The following is a 21,301-nucleotide window of genomic DNA, read 5'->3' on the forward strand; positions in this document are numbered from 1 at the left end:
TTCTCGCCAATCAATTGGTCTTCTGGGGTTTGCCTTCATCCATGCGGCGCATGCCCTCCATGAGCAGTTTCATGAAAAAGCCGATCTCCGGGGTGCTGAAGTCCTCCGGAGCGATACCGGGGGTAAAGCGGAACCGCCCGGACTTTTCCTTGAGGATCTGATAAAAGGCCAGATCTCCGGAATATTCACTGTATTTGGCCTTGATAAGCGCCCCCTGGCGAAAAGAAAACCGGGCGGTACCCTTGCTGAGGTCGGTGATGGTCAGAATTCCGGTCTTGCTGTTCATATTGAGGGTCTGAAACAGTGCCTCGGCGGGAATTTCGGTGAGGTTGCCGTTGATTCCCGATGACAGATCTTCCGCCCGAATCTTGTTGGACTTGTTCAAACGTTCGGCCATGAGCCTCGAAAAATACAGCTGAATCGCCGGATAGATATCGAGAATTTTCTGGAAACTGGGCTGATTGATGAAGATGATCGAACTTGGTTCCTTCACCTGAATCGTGGCGTTGACGGCATCGTTGCAAATAAGGCTCATCTCCCCGAATACCTCACCCTTGCCGAGGGTAGAGATGATAATCCCAGCGTCGTTTAAGACATTGACGCTTCCTGAAACGATGATAAAGAACCTGCCCCCTGGATCGCCTTTGCGAATGACGATGTCACCGGCGGCGTAGGTATTCATAGTAAAGTAGCTGACCACCGTGTCGAGGTGCTTTTGATCGATATTTTTAAAGAAGGAAAAACTGCTAAGGAGGTGCACCACCGAGCCGAGTTCATCCGATAAGGTGTTTTTGTTGCCCCTTGCCAGGTGCTCTTCCTTGCTGTATTCGAGTTTGATTGCTCCGGTGCAACCGCTGCAGCTGATCATGCACACCGGGATTTTATCGGCCCGTTCGTACTGGATGACTATCCTGCCGAGATCGGCATTAAGGATTTTACAGACGTGTCGGTCGGTGGGATATTTGATGATGGTAGTGGTGATGAAACTGTTTTCGATTTCAGCGAGCAGCGGGATGGCGATACCTGATAGTTCAAAGACATCGGCGTACTGGTACATCGGACAGTTACGATTTTCAACGATACGAAAGAGTATTTTCGGAAACCCCATACATTTAGCCCTGCATGTTGATATCATTTGAACAGGTATGTGAAATGATAAATCATCCCGGTGTTTATCCTGAACAGCCAACATAGCCTATCTTTGCTGTAAGTGTCAATTAATCTGAGTAGTTTTCCATGCCGGTCGTCGTCCTTGATCTTCTGATGATATCTGTTGACATATTATTTCCGGTGCATTATAAATTGCGATCTTTGAATGTTAAATGCGCCTGGTTGCCGGCAGGGTTGGCCTTTGGGCTGGATGGCATTTTGGCGATACGAGAAAATCAACGATTTTGAAGAGATGATATATTTACAGGAGGAGTACCTACGTGGCTAATCATAAATCCGCTGAAAAACGAAGTCGTCAGGCTCAGGCTCAACGTTTGCGTAATAGAATGAACAAAAGTAGAATCAAGACGGTAGTGAGCAAACTCGATGAAGCTGTTGCCTCCGGTTCGACAGACGCAGCGCAGGAAGCCCTGAAAAAGGCCATTTCGGTAGTTGCCAAAATCGCGAGCAAAGGCACCATTCATAAAAAAACTGCCTCTCGAAAAATCTCTCGGTTGACCAAACGAGTTAACGCTATGAACTCCGCTGCATAATCTGCTGGAGCACCGAACCCCCTAAAGTGTGGGGAGCAGTAAGGTCGATGAAAGAGCCATGAAATCACAGGATTTCATGGCTCTTTTTTTTTTGTGGCCGATGGCCAGGACTGGACAAGACGGGGAGGCAACTGGTATGTTGCTTCTTTATCGTCGGCCAATGGCCGGAATAACAAGGAATGTAATGGTAATGGGGACATGGCCGAGAGAATTTTTAGCCCAGACAGGCAGCAGTTTTTAACCGATATGCAGGGGAACCGGCTGGTACCGGTTTCCACCCAGATTGTCGCGGATCTTGACACCCCTTTGACCTTGTTTTCCAAGGTTGCGGATGGCCAGAGCCACGCATTTCTTTTCGAGAGCATGGAGGGTGGCGAGAAATGGGGCCGGTTTTCGTTTATCGGTTTTGATCCCTTGGTTACCTTTACCTCTACCGGCGATTTAGTGACTGTGCGCCAGGTGCATGGCGGTAAGCGATGTTTTACAGCCAATCCCCTCGATGCCTTGAAATCGCTTGTGGCCGAGTTTGGAGCGGCGGAGTATGACCATCTTCCCCGGTTTTGCGGCGGGGCTGTCGGCTTCCTTGGTTATGATATGGTCAGGTTCATGGAGGACCTTCCCGACCAGCGGCCAGCTACAGGTCTTCCCGACTCATCGTTTATGGTGCCAAAGATCGTCCTGGTACACGACAGCTTTAAGCAAACAGTAACGGTAGTTTGCTGGGTGCAGACCGCTGGGGGAGATGGTGAGACCCTGTACAGCGAGGCCGTGGCTCTGATCAACGAGGTTATCGCCAGGATCAAACAGCCGGTGGCGCCGTCCCTGTTTCAGGAAAGTACGGTGGGAAGCCCGGCGCTCCACGTCTTTACCTCGAATATGGAGAAAGAGCAGTTTGCCGCCATGGTGGACCGGGCCAAAGAGTACATCCTCTCCGGCGATATCATTCAGGTTGTGCTCTCTCAACGTTTTCATACCCGTACCCAGTTGCCGCCCCTCGTGCTGTACCGCGCCCTGCGGCATATTAATCCCAGCCCCTATCTCTTTTACCTGCGCCTGGGCGATATTATCCAGATTGGGTCGTCGCCGGAGATCCTGGTGCGCAAAGACGGCCGGAACATCGAGCTGCGACCCATCGCCGGAACACGGAGGAGAGGTGCAACCGCAGAGGAAGATTTGGCCCTGGAGAAGGAACTTCTTGCCGACCCGAAAGAAACGGCAGAGCATCTGATGCTTGTTGATCTCGGTCGTAACGATGTGGGGCGTGTCGCCAAGGGCGGCCATGTGACGGTTCAGGATCTTCTGGTCATTGAGCGCTACAGTCACGTCATGCATATCGTTTCCGGGGTTCATGGCGAGATCGCCGACGGCAAGGACCAATTTGACGTCATGGCCGCCTGTTTCCCCGCCGGAACTGTGAGCGGTGCGCCAAAGATCCGGGCCATGCAGATCATCGATGAGCTGGAACCCGACAAGCGGGGTGCATATGCCGGTTCGGTAGGCTATTTTGGCTTCTCCGGCAATATGGATTTTTGTATAACCATCAGGACATTTGTCATGCACGGCGATAATCTGTGGATTCAGGCAGGGGCAGGGATCGTTGCCGATTCTCAAGCGGAAAAGGAGTTTGAGGAAACGGTCAATAAATCATTGGCATTGCGCCGGGCGGTTGAGCTGGCTGAGAAAGGATTTTAGGAAATGCTTGTTATAATAGATAATTACGATTCGTTTACCTATAACATTGTCCAAACTGTTGCCGCCAACGCCCTGGCGGAGGGTCGGACAGAAGATATTAAAGTCTTTCGCAATGACAAGATCACCGTCCAGGAGATTGAGGCGCTACGACCCGATCGGCTGTTGATATCGCCTGGTCCCTGTACCCCGAAGGAAGCAGGGATTTCCATCGAGTCGATACAATATTTCGCCGGCAAATTACCGATCCTTGGGGTGTGTCTTGGTCATCAGTCGATAGGCGATGCCTTTGGCGGCCTGGTGGTTCGGGCGCGGCGCGTTATGCACGGCAAGACCAGCCCAATGACTCACGATGGGATTGGGGTTTTTACTGGCCTTCCCAACCCCTTCGAGGGCATGCGTTACCATTCCCTGGTGGTTGAAGAAAAGGGCCTGCCCGATTGTCTGCAGGTGACTTGCCGGACCGATGAGGGAGAGTTGATGGGCCTCAGACACCGGGAGCTGGCTATCGAGGGAGTACAGTTTCATCCTGAGTCGATCATGACGCCTGCGGGTATCCAGTTGCTGAAAAATTTTATGGACCCCGGGTATCTGCAAATGCTCCGCCCTTGAGGCGCCTTGAAGGAAAACTCAATAGGTAAAAGGGATTATGAACATCAAACAAGCGATAAACAGGGTTGTCACAGGCCAGGATCTGACTGAGCCGGAGATGGTGGCGGTCATGAACGAGATCATGAGCGGCAATGCCACCGATGCCCAGATAGGCTCTTTTATCACCGCCCTGCGCATGAAGGGTGAAACCATCGATGAAATTGTCGGCGCGGTTCGCGTTATGCGTGAAAAGGCAACCTTTGTTGACTCGGGCATAAACACCGCCTCCGGTCAGGTACTGATGGATATCGTCGGCACCGGCGGCGATTGCTCGGGGACCTTCAATGTTTCGACAACCTCAGCCTTTGTCGTGGCTGCGGCAGGAATCCCCGTGGCTAAACACGGCAACCGCGCGGTTTCTTCGCATTGCGGCAGCGCCGATGTCCTTGAGGCCCTTGGTGTAAACCTCAGCCTCTCGCCGGATAAGGTCGCAATGTGTGTTCGCACTGTTGGTATCGGTTTTCTCTTTGCCCCTATGCTGCATGGGGCGATGAAACACGCCATCGGCCCGCGGCGGGAAATCGGCATCCGCTCCATCTTCAATATTCTCGGGCCAATGACCAATCCGGCCGGGGCCAACGTCCAGCTCACCGGGGTATTTGCCAGGGAGCTGACCACGGTTCTTGCTGAGGTGCTGGTCCGTTTGGGAATGAAAAGGGCCTTGGTCGTTTGGGGTGAAGGCAATCTTGATGAGTTGACCATTACCGGAACCTCGCATGTCGCCGATGGGCAAAACGGCAGGGTGAGCACCTATACTATTTGCCCGGAAGATGTTGGCCTGGAGAGGGCGACCCTTGAAGAGATTCGCGGCGGTGCCAGTCCTGCCGAGTCGGCGCAGCAGGTGCGCGAGGTATTAGGGAGTGTGGCCGGCCCGAAACTTGATATGGTGCTGCTGAATGCCGGGGCCGCCCTCCATGCTGCCGGCAAAAGCGAAACTATTAAATCGGGGGTAGCGCTCGCCAGAGAGGTCATCGCCTCGGGTGCGGCTCTCGCTAAACTTGAACAATTACTGGCATTTTGTCGTTCTGTCTCTGCTGCATAAACGAATTTCTTCTCAGACCATGATTCTTGATACCATAGTTGCAAAAAAGAAACAGGAAGTTGCCGCATTGCGGGCCAAGGGCATCGTTTTACCGGCAGAGTTCCAGGGCAAGGAAATTGCCCCGCCACGGGGTTTTCGCAAGAGTCTAACCGCGTATTCCGGGGTGGCGGTCATTGCCGAGGTGAAAAAGGCCTCGCCGTCAAAGGGCGTCATTTGCGCCGACTTTCAGCCGGTGAATATCGCCCGCAACTACCAGACAAATGGCGCCCAGGCGATTTCCGTGCTCACCGATGTCGATTTTTTCCAAGGTTCGCTGCTCTATCTCATGCAGGTGCGTGAGGCTGTGAACTTGCCGGTACTGCGCAAGGATTTCATCATCGATGAATTGCAGATACAAGAGGCTGTGCAGCATGGGGCCGATGCCATCCTGCTCATCGCGGCAATCCTTGACTGGCGGCAAATCGCCGATTATCAGGCCTGCGCCTTTGAATGCGGCATGGATGTCCTGGTGGAAGTCCACGATGAGCGGGAAACCGAACAAGCCCTCAAGGCGGAAAGTCAGCTCATCGGTATCAACAACCGCAATCTGCAAACCTTCGCCGTTGATCTGGCAACGACGTTTCGGCTGAAAAAGCTTATTCCCTCTGAGATTCCAGTCGTTAGCGAGTCGGGATTGAAGACGGTTGAGGATTTTCGCCGGTTGCGGGAGGAGGGCATCAAAGCTGCCCTTATCGGTGAAACCCTGATGCGCGCCGGTGCCGATAGTGACCTGCTCCGCTCACTGAGGGGCTAGGGGTTGCTCATGGAGCAGCGGCCAATCCGAAGAACCCGTGTCAAGATGTGCGGCACCACCCGGCTGGAAGATGCCCTCGGCGCCGCTCGCCTTGGCGTCGATGCCCTGGGGTTTATCTTTTACCCGAAAAGCCCGAGATACATCAGCCGGGAGGCGGTAGCCAGCATCCTCGCGAAACTGCCGCCGTTTGTAGCGCGGGTGGGGGTCTTCGTTGATGCGCCGCTTACCGAGGTGGTGCAAACGGTTGGAACCGGATTGTCATTTGTCCAGCTGCACGGCAGCGAAAGCCCCGAGTATTGCCGAGAATTACGAGCCCTGCTGCCCAGCTGCGGGTTCCTCAAGGCATTCAGGGTGAGTGCCGAGAGTTCCGGCGCCACCTTTACCCCGTACGAAACATGCGTCGATGCCTTTCTTCTTGATACCTATATGAAGGGCGCCAAGGGGGGGACCGGCGAGGTCTTCGACTGGTCGATTATCGACAAACTCAAGTTGCAGCGTCCGGTTATCCTTGCCGGCGGCCTTTCGCCGGAAAACGTCGCCCAGGCCATTTTGGAAGTTGCGCCCTATGCGGTTGATATCAATTCAGCAATTGAATTGCGGCCGGGAGTAAAAGACATCCGCCGTCTGCAGACAGTCATGGAAATGGTCGGTGAGGCCGACCGTCGCTAATTTTCCTGTAAGCTTTTTCGGGCCTTAACGGGCAATCACGAATGCCCCCCTATAACCGCTTTCAATGAGGGCCTTTTCCGCAGTTTTGGCGCTATGCAATGTCTTGCCGACATAGACCCGGACGCCGTATAAAATATCTTTAGGGCTGAAAGACTTATGGATGATTGTGGTATGCCCGGCATCAGTGAAGCGCTTTTGTAGCCTCGTTGCATTCGATTCTTTTGCGAAAGATCCAATCTGCACGAAAAATTCCCCCAATGCATAATCCTCGTTGTCTGGGGTGGCAGTTTCACCTTCTCTGGTGGTCGTCCCATCGGCCAGGGTAACGATTTGTACCTTAGCGGTGCCGTTGCCGACAACTCCCAGTGATTTAGCTGCCTTATAGCTTAAATCAATAATTCTTCCCCTGATTAATGGGCCTCGGTCGTTGACGCGGACCAGGGTGTTCTTACCGTTTTCGAGATTTTTTACCAGGAGGACGGTGTCCATAGGTAAAGTCTTGTGGGCGGCAGTGAGCGAGTGCATGTTATACAGCTCACCATTTGAGGTTTTACGGCCATGGAAGGGAGGACCATACCACGAGGCAAAGCCCTTTTGGATAAAACCGTTTGATGAGGGGGTTGAATAGTATGATTTTTCTGCAATAACAAATGGTTCCTTGCTTCTCAGCCAAATATTTCCCGCCTCTGCTCCTTTTGGCAAAAGAAAAAATATACTGAACGCCAGAAGGCAAACTACCCCCGGTAGACCCGCCGTCAGCCAGCGGGTGGAAGCCGCATTACATAGCTGTTTAAGGGTTCGCGAGGATAATCGGTGGCACAAGGCCATCCGGTGGTGAAGAAGGTACATCATAGGTTGATAATACAGCCTTGATTAAAAGAAGGCAGCTAAGAAGGCCAAAAGCGAGAACGCTTCTCAGCAACCCTTGCAAAGATTTACGAGGTATCTATGTGCATACCAGGCCGGCGACCCTTGAAGAATGGCTGGTTGGTGACCAACAACACTTCGCTGCAACAGGCCTCGGATAGGGCAAAGACCTGAGCATACTGCATCTATTATGTTCGAAATGATTGTAATAGTCAAAAACCAACCGAAAATTGGTAGCGAAAAAATGGCAGGGTAACGCCGGAGCTTGGCAGTGAGGAGACTGATTTTCTTTGCAAAGAGCGAAAAGAGTTTGTTGTACTATCCCGATTTTGCAGGAAAATATCAGAAGAACCTTGAGTAAATCAAAGAGTCCAAGCTTTCTATAATAGTTGAACTTTCAAGAAGTACCTGATATATAGGCCTACTGGAAGTCGCGGAGCCTTTTGTTGCATACGTTCTCTCGATCTTCCGATGTTTGCCAGCATAGCTCAGTTGGTAGAGCGGCGCTCTCGTAAAGCGCAGGCCAGCGGTTCGATTCCGCTTGCTGGCTCCAGTAAATTCAAGGACTTATGGCTTTATGTCGTAAGTCCTTTTTTCTTTTCCCCACACCATTCCCCACAGGTTGTCCGAAATACCCTATATGCTCATTTAAGGGATGATGCATTAAGACAAGCGGCAGATCTGGCCGGGGACATAATCAATGATGCAATAAATCAGAATTGCCAAACTATAGACCCACTTGCAGAGTTGAATAATGGATAAGCAACGTGGATTCAAATCTGGAATTATTATATTTACTCCAGAATGAAAGAGTGAGCGGCGAAAGCTTCTTGCTCATCATGGGATGAGCGCGGAAGATTTCTTCTGACGCATCACCCAACAACAGAAAGTGGACTATGTTGAGGAGAATCAGGCTGGTTTTTCTTACCTGGATATTCAATTGGAATGTCAGAGCAATGGCCCGTTTCCCGAAGACCTTCGTAGAAGCCTATCCGCAATGCAGACCCACCATAGTGACTTCTGACAATTTCGAGTCATTCCTCCTGCTGCCCGAGGATGATTGATCCGGATCCTCACACCGCACTTTCTATCACAACCATCTGTCTCAATTTCGAGCAGCACAAGTAGATTACTTTTGTTGACCATTGAGAGTAAGAAAGAAATCCTTGTAATGGTTTTTGAGAATTAAATTGACAATTTGTTCATGTAGGGGGTAACTGGGGCTCGAAAAGGGTAACCCAAAAAAGTCCCAATATAATCGGTTTTCAAACAGGATAGGGTAGCTACCGAAAAGCCGTAACCTTGACGGCCTACCAGTTCGATTTCTATATCAAGGAAATGATCTAAATAGGGTTGGGATAGAGTGTATTTTCTCAAAGAGACGGCCGATAAAATAAAGACTACCGAGAACGATATTTTACGCAGAGCAATGCTTAGCAATAATGATGGTTCTTTTTTCAGCAACCCTACAGATGTGTATCTGTCAATTTGGTATACAGGTCTTCTTTGGAAAAGGAGTACTGAACATGTCTTGGGAGGTCTCAGAGAATGGAATGGCCTCCTGGATATTCGGCCTGCTGATGTGCCAATGATTTTAGTAAATTTGAAGCCTGTTTACCTTTCCTCATTTATAGAAAGACGGGATCAATATATAGCATTGGAATCGCGTCCTGCTGGGCAATCACACGAAATAGATCCATATGTCAATGCCGGAGACACAAATGAGGGCGTTAGATTTCGCTCACTTGAGTACCCTGAAAGGCTCGTTCCTTTGATTAAGAAAGTGGAAGTTTCAAGAGATAACATTTTGGTTAATGAATGGAATTTTAGTCTGTTAAAAATGTTACATTCAAGTAATACGAATTCGAAATCTCCATTTCCTGTTGAACCTGTCGCCCAAAAAGATATGTCCGTAACATTGAGGGAAAAAGAAAAACCGTTGCGAACCTTAGAGACGATAGCGAAGTATTGTGGAGTCCACGCAAAAACCATTAAGCTTTGGAGAAAACGTGATAAGGATTTTCCCGCGTCGTCAGTCGGTACAGGGACAGTGACGGCATTACCGTCTGAATTAAATGCATGGATGTTGCGAAACAATAAAAAATAACTACACTCCCTTATCTTCCCCAATTTACCCCTAATTTACCCCTGTATCACCTCTTTGTTTTCCCCAATTTATCCCCGCTTTTGCTTCTGCAGCCTTTTTTTGATTGTGTAATTATCCACGCATATCCAACAGGGTATTGGGTTTTATATTATTCAACATAAGGAGAATATGTGATGGCAGAAAAAAAATGGATTAGTGAAAAGGAAGTTGAGGCGATGACAGGACGGAAATTACAAACCCTACGGAACGATCGGTTTCATGGACGTGGTTTTCCTTACGTAAAAAATGGAAAATCAGTGAGATATTTGGTCGATGATGTTGTGGCATTCATGGAAGCGAGGCGGATTTCTACCTCAGATGACCTGCAGAAACAAAATGTGCCACTTAAATGACCGGACACGAAAAAGCGACTTCCCTTGAATTGGCTGGCAGGCCGGAAGTCGCTCTCTCACAACAGAAATATCATAGCATTATTCACATACAAAAACGACCAGATGAACTTTTTAAACAGATAGGATCACACCAGAAAGCTCTTTTTTTCATTCCGCCACAAAAAAATTTTCCGTTTGTTGGAAATGTCAGAAATATTTAAGAATCAATAATTAGATTGGTGCGTTCGGACCACAACATGTAACTAAACTATGATTTTTGATGGAGAAGAGAATGGGTAATCCCCCTATAAAATACGAATAACCAATTTCGAATAAAGTCTAATCGGAGCGCTACATTTTTCTTGTTCTTGGCATGGTCTTTTACTTTGATGCCTAACGAGGTGAGGCCATGATATTGTTTGTCCAAAACGAACAGGGACAATATACCCCTGCAACGTCAAAAATGATCATCAAAGAAGGTCGTTGTCGCACTCGTGACGCTTTGAAAAAAGGAACTGATTATATTGGATCGACAGAAGATGCAAAGGAGGCGATCTCCACCCTTCTCATAAAAAAAGAGCATGAGGTCTTCGGTTGTCTGTTTTTAGACTGTAACCACAGGATTATTAAATGGACAGAAATGTTTTTTGGTACTATCGATTCTACAGTTGTTCACCCTCGCGAAGTGGTCAAAGAAGCCCTACGTCTAAATGCCGCCTCGGTAATTTTGGCCCACAACCATCCTTCAGGGACTAGTAAGCCAACACGACAAGACATTGAGATCACACGTATTTTAAAAAATGTTTTGTTGGTTATTGATGTTCTGGTGCTGGATCACATAATCGTAGGAGATGACGTGACATCTCTTAGCGACATAGGACAGTGTTAATCTCTTAGATCTGAAATCCTCTCTCAAAAGGTTTTAGCGGGCGGTCTGTTTAAGCACCGAGACTTTAGTCAGATGCATCTCCAGTTGCTTTTTGAGAGTATTGATGAAAAAGGGTTTCGATCTCTGTAATAATCTCGCCGCTGGTGAGTGAGTATTATATATCGACTACGCATCCGTTGAGGCTGGACGTGCTAAGGACCATCAAAACATGGCTTACCGAAAGTAAAAGCTCAAGTTAAAAGTAGAAGAATAGGTTTGGTACGTATACTCACTGACCATCACGGAGACTCAGGAACAATCTGAGGCTTCTACCTTTTATTTTTCTGTCATGAAATGTTTGCTTCTCAAAAGATCAATATGACCTTTTTATGTTGCTAGGTGTTCGAGGCAACCAATTGATTACGTATATACAGTAGATACCTTTAATCAATAAGGATTCCCTCCAGATTAAGATGCTCTTTGGATAGCTCTTCTTTGCAGTTGCTCCATTTCTGACCAATTCTGTGTTGTTATCCGATCATACGCTCTCAGGAAACATATAAACTGAATGTGTCGGGCATTCACTTTACAGATCGAACCTAAGACAATCACCGACCCGCCGAAAATTAAGACTAATAGTGCACCTTTTTCCAGATGGAGCCTTGAACCTTATTCTCGATTAATGTGGGTACGGTGTCATTATTGCGGGTTTCTACACTTAGTGAGTCTCACGCTGTTCTATGCCGTGAAGCAGGAAATTGTTGATAGCATTAAAGAGCTATATCTCATTGTACCGTCCCAATTGATGGAGATACCCGCAGTAATCAACTACTCCTAACAAGAGGTGGGCGGCAAGTGTCGGGTTGATGGGGCGGATGACACCCTGCTCCACACCCTTTTGTATCTCACGGACGAGGGGAGTTGTTATCTGCCGCACGATCTGTCGGTACTTCTCACCGAAAGCATAATTAGGGCTCACCGAGGCACCGCGGAGAAGGTTCATTGCGTCGGCCCACCTGGGATAGGTCACAAGAAAGCTCCAGGCCCGTTTGCGCAATCGCAGCACAATGTTCCGTCATCCTTTACCTCCTGCCAGACGTCCGCGTACAGATCGAAAAAGAGACGCTCGGCACTGTCTATGAAGATCTCGTCCTTGTTCTTGAAGAAGACATAGAAGGTTCCCCGACCGATTGCCGCCTCGGCAACAATATCGGCGATGCTCGTATCCGCACACCCTTTTTCTATGAAAATACGGATCGCCGCGCGGACGATCGCCTCCTTTTTGTCGATATTGAGAGGGAGCGCGTTCTCCACCCCATGCTGGTCCTGCAATCCCTTGGCGGTGCGCCGCAGCCAGTCCGGCAACTGCCCGGTCAAGTGGCGGAAATGCAGATAATCAAGAAGAATGTCGTTTCGACCGCCCCAAAGGGCGGCATTATAAAGATCTTCAAGGGTTTCCGGCGAGAAGAAGAAACCGGAATCGTTCTCCGTCAAATAAGGATAATGGGGAACGATCAGTACCCGCGCAACGGCAGAGCCAGCTTCGGTCTGCTAACGGGCGCCCAATTCATCTCCCTGTCGATAAAGTTCAAGAAGCAGATTCCTTGTCTTTTTCCGATCGCGGAGCAGTTCCTTCTTGATGGCACAAAGCTGTTCATAGACCACCGCACTGTTGGTGCTGGCGTAGGTCGGTCCAGGTTCCATGAAGTAGGGTGGAACGATCCCCAGCCTGGTCAGCCTGCGGGGCCATTTTTTGTAATAGAATTCGGTAATCTTCAGGTTGTAGATGAATTGGGTCTGCAGAAACCGGTGAAAACCAATGTCGGTGAAGCGGCGCAGGTGAGGGTTCTCCCACTCATTGAAACCATCGTGATAAAGAACCCCCTCGCGCAAGCCTCGCATGATCGGCAGAACGTTGTGCAAGAGATATTCGTTGGGTACATGGCCAAACAGAACCCCTTCAGGAGCCAGCAGGTCGCCAATCATCTTCAGGGTTCGAAGGGGATCCCGCAGATGCTCGAAGACATCGGAGCAAACTGCGATTTCGATATTTTCCAGGTGGGGGGCCGGCCCTTGGTCGAGATCGCACCGATGAAACACCGCACCGAACCTTGCAAAGTCGGCCTGAAACTCGGTGCCGACGTCGATGGCATGCTTTTCCGCAATCATCGCGGGCGCCAGGGCCAGAAACTCTGGGCTTCCAGACCCGACTTCCGCCAGACTCCGGCTGTCCATCCGTTCGATGAATAACAGATAGAGGGCGCGCCAGCGGCCGAGTTTCAGCTTCCGGCGGTGCCGGAGAAGGTAACTGGACTCTTCTTCACTCAAAGGAGTAATCCCCCTCCCCCACGAATCGGCAGGCACAATGCTTCCGATAGAGATCGCAATGGACCTTTACCGCATGGTTCATGTTCATGGTGTCAATCATCAGTGCACGTGCCTGTCGGCCGTAGGCACGGCGGGCTTCTTCAGGGCCCTCGGCAACCTTCAGGAGAGTTTTCGCCAGGGCCGCGGGACTTCTTTCAACCAGGATGAAATGCTGCTCTGCTTGGCCGAGTTGCGTCGAATCACGGAAAAATGGAGTCAACACACAGGGCAGTTCGCAGGCCATGGCCTCCAGAACCGCATTCGGGACGCCCTCGTTTTCGGACGGGAAGACGAAAGCGTCAGCTGCCTGCAGGTAATCGACGATATTGCTTTTGAACCCATAAAAAATTACCGAATCCTCCATGCCGGGGCCTGCCATCGCTCGGGCGATGGCAGCGGTAAAATCCGCCCATTTTGGGTTCTTGAGATCGAACCGGGGCCCGATGATACAGAGCCTGGCCTTGCTCCCCGCGTTCACCACCGTCTGCCACGCTTCAAGCAGTATGTCGGTCCCCTTGCGCGGCTGTACTGACCCGACGTAAAGAAATACCGGTTCATCCAGTGGCAGTCCGAGAGATTGCCGCAGTCGCAGTTTGTCTTCAGTAGTCGACGCAGGGCGGAACACCTCGGTATCGACGCCATTGGCCACGATTTGTATTTCCCTCCTGACTCCTAATTGAAGTAAATAGTCCCGCTGGTCTTCAGACTGACAGATGATGGCATCGTAGAAATCATACTGCTGGCGTTGCAACCTCTTGAGGGCCCGGCTTTTCACTTCGTAATCTTTGGTAATCGACAGGATTCTCACCACGGGGAAGAGGCGCAGAATCAGTGCCCAGAGGAACGTTTTGGGCTTGGCCTGCTGCAGCATGTGCACCACCCGGATGTCCCGGTTGGTCAGCAGCATCCCATAGACCAGCTGAAAAAGTATGAATCTTCTGACTATTTTGCTTTCGCCAAAAGGCCGGATCGAAACAGCCGGTGTGTCGTCTACCCGCGCCCGCATCACCAATCCCTTCATCGGCGGAGGGCTTGCTAATCCATCCATGCTCTTGAGCCGGAGGGGGGGGGAGGTCGCTACCACCGGCTGGATGCCATAGAATGGCATCCGCCGGAAATATTGGCGGTACCGCCTGGTACTGCCAGCAAAGGCAAAAAAACCGCCAGACGCGAACAGAACCCGCAAGGGTTTGTGCGCATCGTTATTGCAGCCTTCCGGTATGCCATCGGCGGGGAGCGATTTCTCATCACAAAAACCCGAAATGGCGTGATTTTTTCTCATATTCAGAAGTCCTTACTTGCGGGAAGTTTCTCTGGCACCAAAATCAGTTTTCTAACCATTATCATACTCCAAGTTCATAAATGAGTCGGATGTCCGTCCCTGGGTAAATAATTTCAGTTTCATTAAGCTGTTCAAAAAGTGACTGGAGAGATCTGTTGGCCGCGGGCCGGGAAGCACCATGGATCTTGATCCGTAGAATCTTATTTTCGATACCAGGGAGAATATCAGCCTCGGTAACGAACAAATCCTGGAGTAAACGTCGAGTCGCCGTGGTATCTGCCGTTGACCCAGTAAATAAACCGGTCATTGCCGTTTCAGCACTGTAAGCAAGCCTGTCGGAGGAGTTGGGTTCTGCTGGAGCTGCTGTATTGAGAATCATCAACTCCTTCGTGTATGAACTTATCAGAGTTTTAACTCCCGGTCCAGTCGTCCATGAAAGTCTGTTTCACAAAAATAGTTTTCAGCAACAGACGCGGTTGTTTTGATCGTTAATATTGACCTGAATACACTGGTCGTGTACCTTCTTGCCGGCGGTGACATTTTCAGGGTTGTTTTCGAAACCTCTGGAAATTTTTCAAGTCGATACCATTTCGTTTTGTTTCTGCATTCGTCCTTCTCATCCCTTTATTTCATTGTATGAAAGACACCATTTCTGCAAATGCGGTACCCCCAAAGAGCGCAGCATGTACAAGGGGTTCACTGCGAATCGTGAAGGTTGAAACTCGTCCGGAAATCAAGAAATTTATCCAAATTCCCAGGTCGTTATACAGGGACGATCCAATGTGGATACCGCCACTTCTCCTTGAGCAGCGCATGCTTTTCTCTCCTAAGAATCCGTATTTTGAACACGCAACCTGCTGTCGTTGGATAGCACTTCGAGATGGCCACCCGGTAGGACGTATCAGTGCCCAAATAGACAGACTGCATCTCGACCGCCACCAGGATGGCACAGGATTTTTCGGGATGCTGGAGGTGGAAGATAACAGAGAAACTTTTCGGGCAATCCTTGCGACCGCGGAAGACTGGCTCCGCAGCCAGGGCATGAAATCGATCAGGGGACCGTTCAACCTGTCCATCAACCAGGAATGTGGTCTGCTAGTCGACGGATTTGAGACGAAACCGTCGATGATGATGGGTCATGCCCACCCGTATTATGCGATGCGTCTGGGACAGTGCGGTTATGTGAAGGAAAAGGATCTCCTGGCGTACACGATTGCCACCGATGTCGAACCCTCGGACGTCATGAAACTACTTGTCAAACGGACCCAAAAACGTGTCGAGACGAGGCCCGTTCGAAAAAAAACCTTTCAGGAAGACCTGGATGTTGTCTTCAACATATTCAATGATGCCTGGTCGGATAACTGGGGTTTTATCCCTTTGACCAGGAACGAAATCGTCCATATGGCGAATGATTTAAAGTTGCTGATCAATGAGCAGTTCACCAGGATCGCCTTTGTGGATGGTCAGCCGTCTGCATTTATCGTGGTGCTGCCCAATTTGAACGAGGCTATAGCGGATCTCAACGGCAGACTGTTCCCTTTTGGATGGCTCAAGCTGTTGTGGCGCCTCAAGGTAGGACACCCGCGAACCGGGCGGGTGATCCTCATGGGCGTCCGGAAGGCGTATCAGGGAACCGTTCTGGGGGCAGCCCTGGCGTACAGGGTGATCGGCGATGTCCAGCAGGCGATTGTTGATCATGGCGTGAGGGAACTGGAATTGTCCTGGATCCTGGAGGACAATATCGGGATTCAGAGCATCATTCAAGACTGCGGCGGCAGGCAATACAAGCGATACCGCATTTTCGGCAAACAACTGTGAGCACAGACACCATGGATTCCGGACAGCAGGTATTTACCGCAATTATCCTCGCCGCGGACCGGGAAAGGCACAACCCCGTTGCCGTAGCGGCGGACGTCCGTTGCAAGTCGATGGCGCCGGTGAACGGCACTCCGATGCTCTTCAGGGTCATTGAAGCGCTGGCATCATCCGCTTCCGTACACAACCAGACCCTTTGCGGCCCTCCCCGATCCATCATGGATCAAGAACCGACGCTGGAAGAGTATGTTGTTTCCGGCAGGGTGGGCTGGATGGAAAATCAGGCGACGCCAAGTCTGAGCGCCTTTCATGCCATGGCATCACTGCCCGAGGATGTCCCCCTCCTGTTAACCACCAGTGATCATGCCCTGCTCAGCCCGCGGATCGTGGATTACTTCTGTCGTGAAGCCTGCAGAACGGAATGTGATGTTGCAGCGGCAGTGGTCCGCCATGAGGTTGTGACGGCAGCCTATCCTCACACCCGCAGAACCGCATACACATTCAAGGATGGAGCATATTGTTCGTGCAACCTTTTTGCCTTTATGACATCACGATCACGGCAGGTGCCAAATTTCTGGCGCCGGGTTGAACAGCAGCGCAAGAATCCGCTACGGGTGATCAATATCCTGGGATGGATGACGGTAATCCGCTACCTGCTGAGGAACCTTACCCTGACCGAGGTTCTGAACAGGCTGTCGCGGCAACTGGGATGCACGGCCGGGGTGGTTGTCCTCCCGTATCCGGAGGCAGCAATCGATGTAGACTCGGCCGACGACTGGCGATATGTGCAGCAGATCGCGGCCAAGACTTTGTCATGACACGTGCCGGAGACCACCTTGTCAGTTGACTGTCACGTTTTGCACCTCCAATTCGAGGGTGCCGATGCTGTTGACGGTTCCGCTGATCTTGACCGGTATCCCTTTTTCCGGATCCAGGTATATCCGAATGTCTTTTTGAAGGCCAAAGAGCGAAAAGACTTCAGGAGCCTGATTGGCGGTTCCCATGTTTTCCGAGGTGACGGCATACACAACCGGAAGAATCTGCTCCGTCACAACAGTCTCCTTAAGTGCAGCGGAACGGACTGTGTACGCGACTTGTAAAGGGGAGGCTCCTTCTTGCGTGATGGTGAGGCGATGCAGCTGTTTTTTGCCGAAAACGCAGAGTTCAAAAGGATCTTGCCCGATGACAGGGGTAAGACTTGATACCTTGTATACAATGAGGGCCGGGTCCGATATCGTGCCGCAACCAGTCCGGTTTCCAGGATATCTGTACAGGGACTCCGTGTGCTGTGACCATACTGACGCGGGGAGTTTTTTCTCGGCCGAGTTTCCCGGCACAACTTTATGCCGGCGTACACCTTTTTCCTCCCAGCAATAGCTTTTCATCCAGAAGGCATTGCCTTGGTTCAGGCGGTTACGTTTGTAGGGCAGTCCATCATGTTCTTTAAACCAGACCCTTTCTTCGTATTTGTCTTCAGAGCCCAGGCCCTGCAACGAGGCTTTTATTGTCAGCAACATGCCGTCATGAACTGTTTCCGGACAAGCACCCCATTCCTTCCCTTTGGGAGAGGAATTATTCCCGGAGGAGTCAGCCATTGACTCAAGCTGCATTTGGACTTTAAAGTAAGCTGAAAATTTGGAACCTGTAAATATCAAGTCAGACCAGGAAACTTTCTTGTTCGTCGGGTTTGCAGTCGGAGTATTTTCTCCGGCAAGACAGGATTTCGGCAGAATAACCAGACCTGCCAGCAGCAAAAAAAATACACTGAGTTGCACCACCGACTGCATCGTCTTCATCCGGCCGTTAATTCCCGACAACAACGTATTGAAATTATATCGTAAAATTGACATAAATGTTTTTTTCTACCCAACATCGATGCATAACTGCCAGGCAGCATCCCCGAAACCCAGCACTATCATCCCATTTCCACTTCGGTTAGGACGACGACTGATTTTGAGGAAATTTCCTCACCAGACAAAGAACTCTTTATTACTCGGCCAAATTGATATACAAGTGCGGATGTCGCTCTCTGTTCAATCTCCCCAGCAGGATGTTTCAAAACTGTTTATACACCAGAATGGAGTTCTTTGCATGAAAGTCATTATTTTAAGCGCCGGCCAAGGCAAACGGTTATTACCCATGACTGCTGATTTACCCAAATGCCTTTTACCGGTTCAGGGCAAAACAATCATCGAATGGCAGATCGACGAACTGCACAAATGCGGCATTGACCAAATCACCGTAGTCGTCGGATATAATGCCGATAAAGTTAAAGAACTTCTGCGACATCGCTACGGATCGGAAAAGATCAAAACCTGTAACAATGCAGATTATGCAACAACCGACAACTTGATCAGCTGTTGGATGGTTCGGCATGAAATGACAGAAGATTTTATTCTCTTGAACGGTGACACCCTCTTTGAGGCGCTGATAGTCAAGAGTTTGCTGGCATCGCCTGCCGCCCCCATTACGGTTACCGTGAATCTCAAAGATACCTATGATGCGGACGACATGAAGGTCAGTCTGAAAGGGCAACGTCTCACCCATGTCGGCAAAAATATTCCGCAGGATAAAATTGACGGGGAATCCATCGGCATGATCCTGTTCCGCGGTATAGGCCCGATGCTCTTCAGGAAAGGACTGGAAAATGCCCGGGCTGACGCATCGTGTTCCCGGAGATGGTTTCTGTCGGTCATTGATGAGATTGCCGGAAAAGAAACCGTGCTGACCTGCTCGATCAGGGGATTAGCCTGGTGTGAAATCGATTTCCCGGCAGACCTGAACGAGGCTGACCGGATTGTTGCAGCAAACTTCCACAGGCAGGAAACGGCAGAGCTTCAGGTTTCTTGACAGTAAAAGGGTTTCCACTGTAGCCGACGGCAGGCACAGGCTCTTCAAACGGAGTTTCAACGACGGATACAACGTGATTATTGATCGTTACATAATGCGAGAAATAATTAAACCCACAATGATCATTTGCGTTGTGCTGGTTTTTATCTTCGGATGTTATATCTCGGCCCGTTTCTGGGAAGATGCGGTTCATGGTCTGTTGTCGGGTGTCACCGTCTTCCTGTTGGTTCTGCTCAGGATTATTATCGCCCTTGAAGTGCTGCTGCCGACCACATTTTACCTGTCCGTGGTAATCGCTCTCAGTCGCTTCTACAAAAACGGTGAGATAACCGCCATGTTTGCCAGCGGAATAAGCATGGCCAGGATCACTCTCTCTATTTTCCTCTTATCCTTAATGGTTGCTGCGATTGTTGCCATCCTCTCGCTGTACATCCGTCCCTGGGCCTGGACGCAGTTCTTCCTGCTGAAGGCTCAATCAGAAGCCCAGTTTGATCTTACAAGGATGCAAAGCGGCAATTTTTATGAGGTCGACGACGGGGAACGGGTTATTTTTGCCGACAAGGTCAACACCCGGGAAAACCGGGCAGAGGGAGTTTTTATTCTGAACAAAAAAAATACTTCGCTGCAGATAATTTATGCGGAACAGGCCGACCAGTACCAAGACGAGAAGAGCGACAATCCCATCATCGCATTCAAAAACGGCCATTGGTATGAGTTTCCCAACTCAAGCGATAAGGGATTGATCATAAAGTTCAAGAACGCTGCCATGCCTCTACAGCCTGATGGTACCATCCTTCCCAGCCACAAGGTAAAAGCCGCGGCTACCAGAACCCTTGTGCCCGCGGATAATCTGGAGGAAATAGCAGAATTGGAGTGGCGGATCATCACCCCCCTGTCCAGCATCCTTCTTGCGCTGCTCGCCATCCCGTTAAGCCGGTCCTCGCCGCGTCAGAGGCAGCGCGTCAATATACTGGCGGCCATTCTGATTTTTGCCGCTTATTACAATTTCAGCGCCATCGCGAAGAAATTGGTCTCCCAGGGTGTTATCGGCATTTTGCCCGGAATCTTCTGGAGTCAATTGCTGCTGGTTGTCTGCCTCGTCCTCCTCACCTGGCGGCCTCGTTTTTTCCGGCACTGGCACAGGCTATGAGAATCCTGGACGTGTATATAGGCAGAACGTTTCTGACATACTGTCTGTTCATCATGCTTATTCTGGCGGTGCTGCTCAGTCTGTTCGAGTTGATCTCGCAACTTGACGATGTAGGAAAAGGCAGTTATCGACTGCACAACGCCATCCTTTTCGTACTTCTGACCCTCCCCAAGCGTATTCTTGACCTACTGCCGATTACGACGCTTCTTGGCGGTATTGTCGCCATGGGAGCCATGTCCGACCATGGGGAAATTGTCGGCATGGAGGCCGCGGGCATATCTGTTCCGAGAATATGCACGACGGTTCTGGTCACCAGCATGCTTTTAATGCTGACAGCCGGCATACTGGCTGAATTAGTTGTGCCGACTATGGAGCAACAGGCCCGCAAGTCCCACGCGCAGGCCATCTCCAGTGATGAAGGTATTGACTTGAGCAGGGAAGGTTTCTGGTTGCGCCGTGACAATGCCTATATCCATGTTGAAAAGATGCTCCGAGAAGGGGTTGCCGCCAAGCTTGATATTTTCAGATTCGATGACCAGAAACACCTGCAGACCTTTACACATGCGCAATACGCCGTTCTCCAAGACAACAGCCAATGGATCCTGCACAATATCACCCAGAGGACGATTGACGACGGTGAGATGATCACCAGACAATTGCCCACCCTGGCCATGGACATTTTTTTAAGTCCCGAGCAGGTGAGAATTCTGGGCCTGCCTCCCTACAGTTTATCGACCCCCGACCTTATTCGTTATATCGAAACCTTACGAGTGAGCGGCCAGAATGCTGACCAATATTCTATCGCATTGTGGCGCAAACTCACTGTCCCCCTGGCCACCGTGGCTATGGCGTTGCTTTCCCTCAGTTTTGTCTTCGGTTCTACACGGAGTATCAGTGCCGGTTATCGTATCACTATCGGCTCATTTGTCGGAATTGTCCTGTATTTTGCCGACCAGATGTCGATCCAGTGGGGGCTGCTGCTCAATATGAGTCCTTTTGGTACTGCCATGCTGCCTGTCCTGCTGATTTCGGGCATCACTCTCGTGCGGTTGCGCAAAGCCTTTTGACCGGAACGGC

The 21,301-nt window shown here is 50.3% G+C and carries 22 protein-coding genes, 1 tRNA gene and 1 pseudogene; 15 read left to right on the top strand and 9 right to left on the bottom strand.

The features are described from left to right. Positions 1-10: 10 nt before the first annotated feature. A complete protein-coding gene (locus tag OEL83_10855; GenBank protein ID MDK9707537.1) occupies positions 11-1,108 on the bottom strand; it encodes a cyclic nucleotide-binding domain-containing protein in 1,098 nt (365 codons plus the stop codon). 322 nt (positions 1,109-1,430) lie between these two features. On the opposite strand from OEL83_10855, the gene rpsT reads away from it, so the two are divergent. The 6 genes from rpsT (at position 1,431) to OEL83_10885 (ending at position 6,547) form a co-directional block, all read left to right on the top strand. Next, positions 1,431-1,703, top strand: coding sequence for a 30S ribosomal protein S20 (gene rpsT, locus OEL83_10860; protein MDK9707538.1), 273 nt, complete (start codon positions 1,431-1,433; stop codon positions 1,701-1,703). Between the two features lie 198 nt (positions 1,704-1,901). Continuing rightward, positions 1,902-3,395 (top strand): anthranilate synthase component I, encoded by a 1,494-nt coding sequence (gene trpE / locus OEL83_10865; protein MDK9707539.1) that lies wholly within the window; start codon positions 1,902-1,904, stop codon positions 3,393-3,395. Between the two features lie 3 nt (positions 3,396-3,398). Further along, positions 3,399-4,004, top strand: coding sequence for an aminodeoxychorismate/anthranilate synthase component II (locus OEL83_10870; protein MDK9707540.1), 606 nt, complete (start codon positions 3,399-3,401; stop codon positions 4,002-4,004). Between the two features lie 37 nt (positions 4,005-4,041). After that, complete coding sequence (gene trpD / locus OEL83_10875) at positions 4,042-5,085, top strand: anthranilate phosphoribosyltransferase (protein ID MDK9707541.1); 1,044 nt, start codon at positions 4,042-4,044, stop codon at positions 5,083-5,085. Positions 5,086-5,104: 19 nt separating this feature from the next. After that, positions 5,105-5,878 (top strand): indole-3-glycerol phosphate synthase TrpC, encoded by a 774-nt coding sequence (trpC, locus tag OEL83_10880; GenBank protein MDK9707542.1) that lies wholly within the window; start codon positions 5,105-5,107, stop codon positions 5,876-5,878. Positions 5,879-5,887: 9 nt separating this feature from the next. Continuing rightward, positions 5,888-6,547: a phosphoribosylanthranilate isomerase gene (locus OEL83_10885; protein ID MDK9707543.1), complete on the top strand. Its 660-nt coding sequence runs from the start codon at positions 5,888-5,890 to the stop codon at positions 6,545-6,547. 24 nt (positions 6,548-6,571) lie between these two features. Here OEL83_10885 and OEL83_10890 read toward each other — a convergent pair whose 3' ends face one another. Together OEL83_10890 and OEL83_10895 are read right to left on the bottom strand one after the other, a co-directional pair. After that, on the bottom strand, positions 6,572-6,790 hold the full coding sequence (locus OEL83_10890) for an SPOR domain-containing protein (protein ID MDK9707544.1): 219 nt from the start codon (positions 6,788-6,790) through the stop codon (positions 6,572-6,574). Positions 6,791-6,865: 75 nt separating this feature from the next. Next, positions 6,866-7,153: pseudogene (locus OEL83_10895) on the bottom strand (septal ring lytic transglycosylase RlpA family protein). Between the two features lie 738 nt (positions 7,154-7,891). On the opposite strand from OEL83_10895, the gene OEL83_10900 reads away from it, so the two are divergent. The 4 genes from OEL83_10900 (at position 7,892) to OEL83_10915 (ending at position 10,781) form a co-directional block, all read left to right on the top strand. Then, positions 7,892-7,967 (top strand) — tRNA-Thr (locus tag OEL83_10900). 810 nt (positions 7,968-8,777) lie between these two features. Then, a complete protein-coding gene (locus tag OEL83_10905) occupies positions 8,778-9,521 on the top strand; it encodes a hypothetical protein (protein ID MDK9707545.1) in 744 nt (247 codons plus the stop codon). A 173-nt stretch (positions 9,522-9,694) separates the two neighbouring features. Continuing rightward, a complete protein-coding gene (locus tag OEL83_10910) occupies positions 9,695-9,913 on the top strand; it encodes a DNA-binding protein (protein ID MDK9707546.1) in 219 nt (72 codons plus the stop codon). 388 nt (positions 9,914-10,301) lie between these two features. Then, on the top strand, positions 10,302-10,781 hold the full coding sequence (locus OEL83_10915) for a DNA repair protein (protein ID MDK9707547.1): 480 nt from the start codon (positions 10,302-10,304) through the stop codon (positions 10,779-10,781). 757 nt (positions 10,782-11,538) lie between these two features. Here OEL83_10915 and OEL83_10920 read toward each other — a convergent pair. The 5 genes from OEL83_10920 to OEL83_10940 form a co-directional block, all read right to left on the bottom strand. Then, positions 11,539-11,790: a hypothetical protein gene (locus OEL83_10920; protein ID MDK9707548.1), complete on the bottom strand. Its 252-nt coding sequence runs from the start codon at positions 11,788-11,790 to the stop codon at positions 11,539-11,541. Then, the gene (locus tag OEL83_10925) at positions 11,787-12,254 is read right to left on the bottom strand and encodes a TetR/AcrR family transcriptional regulator (protein MDK9707549.1); all 468 of its coding nucleotides are present in this window, start codon (positions 12,252-12,254) and stop codon (positions 11,787-11,789) included. Before OEL83_10925 ends, OEL83_10920 begins: the two co-directional genes overlap by 4 nt. Positions 12,255-12,311: 57 nt before the next feature. Continuing rightward, entirely contained in the window at positions 12,312-13,088 is a 777-nt protein-coding gene (locus OEL83_10930) for a class I SAM-dependent methyltransferase (GenBank protein ID MDK9707550.1), read from the bottom strand. After that, entirely contained in the window at positions 13,081-14,409 is a 1,329-nt protein-coding gene (locus tag OEL83_10935; GenBank protein MDK9707551.1) for a glycosyltransferase family 4 protein, read from the bottom strand. The genes OEL83_10930 and OEL83_10935 overlap by 8 nt, the downstream gene beginning before the upstream one ends. Positions 14,410-14,470: 61 nt before the next feature. Then, positions 14,471-14,788: a hypothetical protein gene (locus OEL83_10940; protein MDK9707552.1), complete on the bottom strand. Its 318-nt coding sequence runs from the start codon at positions 14,786-14,788 to the stop codon at positions 14,471-14,473. Positions 14,789-15,189: 401 nt separating this feature from the next. Between OEL83_10940 and OEL83_10945 the strand changes: the two genes are divergently transcribed. Both OEL83_10945 and OEL83_10950 read left to right on the top strand, forming a co-directional pair. After that, a complete protein-coding gene (locus OEL83_10945) occupies positions 15,190-16,227 on the top strand; it encodes an N-acetyltransferase (protein ID MDK9707553.1) in 1,038 nt (345 codons plus the stop codon). Further along, a complete protein-coding gene (locus tag OEL83_10950) occupies positions 16,224-17,042 on the top strand; it encodes a nucleotidyltransferase family protein (protein MDK9707554.1) in 819 nt (272 codons plus the stop codon). The genes OEL83_10945 and OEL83_10950 overlap by 4 nt, the downstream gene beginning before the upstream one ends. A 21-nt stretch (positions 17,043-17,063) precedes the next feature. Here OEL83_10950 and OEL83_10955 read toward each other — a convergent pair whose 3' ends face one another. Then, complete coding sequence (locus OEL83_10955) at positions 17,064-18,074, bottom strand: hypothetical protein (protein MDK9707555.1); 1,011 nt, start codon at positions 18,072-18,074, stop codon at positions 17,064-17,066. A gap of 241 nt (positions 18,075-18,315) precedes the next feature. On the opposite strand from OEL83_10955, the gene OEL83_10960 reads away from it, so the two are divergent. The 3 genes from OEL83_10960 (at position 18,316) to lptG (ending at position 21,291) form a co-directional block, all read left to right on the top strand. Beyond that, positions 18,316-19,074 carry a phosphocholine cytidylyltransferase family protein gene (locus OEL83_10960; GenBank protein ID MDK9707556.1) on the top strand — a complete coding sequence of 253 codons (759 nt, stop codon included), beginning with the start codon at positions 18,316-18,318 and terminating at the stop codon, positions 19,072-19,074. Between the two features lie 73 nt (positions 19,075-19,147). Further along, the gene (lptF, locus tag OEL83_10965) at positions 19,148-20,224 is read left to right on the top strand and encodes an LPS export ABC transporter permease LptF (GenBank protein MDK9707557.1); all 1,077 of its coding nucleotides are present in this window, start codon (positions 19,148-19,150) and stop codon (positions 20,222-20,224) included. Beyond that, positions 20,221-21,291 (top strand): LPS export ABC transporter permease LptG, encoded by a 1,071-nt coding sequence (gene lptG, locus OEL83_10970; protein ID MDK9707558.1) that lies wholly within the window; start codon positions 20,221-20,223, stop codon positions 21,289-21,291. Before lptF ends, lptG begins: the two co-directional genes overlap by 4 nt. Positions 21,292-21,301 lie beyond the last annotated feature (10 nt).

Origin of the sequence: Desulforhopalus sp. (assembly GCA_030247675.1) — a bacterium.
GTDB lineage: Bacteria > Desulfobacterota > Desulfobulbia > Desulfobulbales > Desulfocapsaceae > Desulforhopalus_A.

Bases quoted from the DNA above. Each gene is read 5' to 3' on its own strand.
- OEL83_10855 (MDK9707537.1), bottom strand. From the start codon at position 1,108: ATGGGGTTTCCGAAAATACTCTTTCGTATCGTTGAAAATCGTAACTGT.
- trpE (MDK9707539.1), top strand. From the start codon at position 1,902: ATGGCCGAGAGAATTTTTAGCCCAGACAGGCAGCAGTTTTTAACCGAT.
- OEL83_10870 (MDK9707540.1), top strand. From the start codon at position 3,399: ATGCTTGTTATAATAGATAATTACGATTCGTTTACCTATAACATTGTC.
- trpD (MDK9707541.1), top strand. From the start codon at position 4,042: ATGAACATCAAACAAGCGATAAACAGGGTTGTCACAGGCCAGGATCTG.
- trpC (MDK9707542.1), top strand. From the start codon at position 5,105: ATGATTCTTGATACCATAGTTGCAAAAAAGAAACAGGAAGTTGCCGCA.
- OEL83_10885 (MDK9707543.1), top strand. From the start codon at position 5,888: ATGGAGCAGCGGCCAATCCGAAGAACCCGTGTCAAGATGTGCGGCACC.
- OEL83_10910 (MDK9707546.1), top strand. From the start codon at position 9,695: ATGGCAGAAAAAAAATGGATTAGTGAAAAGGAAGTTGAGGCGATGACA.
- OEL83_10915 (MDK9707547.1), top strand. From the start codon at position 10,302: ATGATATTGTTTGTCCAAAACGAACAGGGACAATATACCCCTGCAACG.
- OEL83_10935 (MDK9707551.1), bottom strand. From the start codon at position 14,409: ATGAGAAAAAATCACGCCATTTCGGGTTTTTGTGATGAGAAATCGCTC.
- OEL83_10940 (MDK9707552.1), bottom strand. From the start codon at position 14,788: ATGATTCTCAATACAGCAGCTCCAGCAGAACCCAACTCCTCCGACAGG.
- OEL83_10945 (MDK9707553.1), top strand. From the start codon at position 15,190: ATGTGGATACCGCCACTTCTCCTTGAGCAGCGCATGCTTTTCTCTCCT.
- OEL83_10955 (MDK9707555.1), bottom strand. From the start codon at position 18,074: ATGTCAATTTTACGATATAATTTCAATACGTTGTTGTCGGGAATTAAC.
- OEL83_10960 (MDK9707556.1), top strand. From the start codon at position 18,316: ATGAAAGTCATTATTTTAAGCGCCGGCCAAGGCAAACGGTTATTACCC.
- lptG (MDK9707558.1), top strand. From the start codon at position 20,221: ATGAGAATCCTGGACGTGTATATAGGCAGAACGTTTCTGACATACTGT.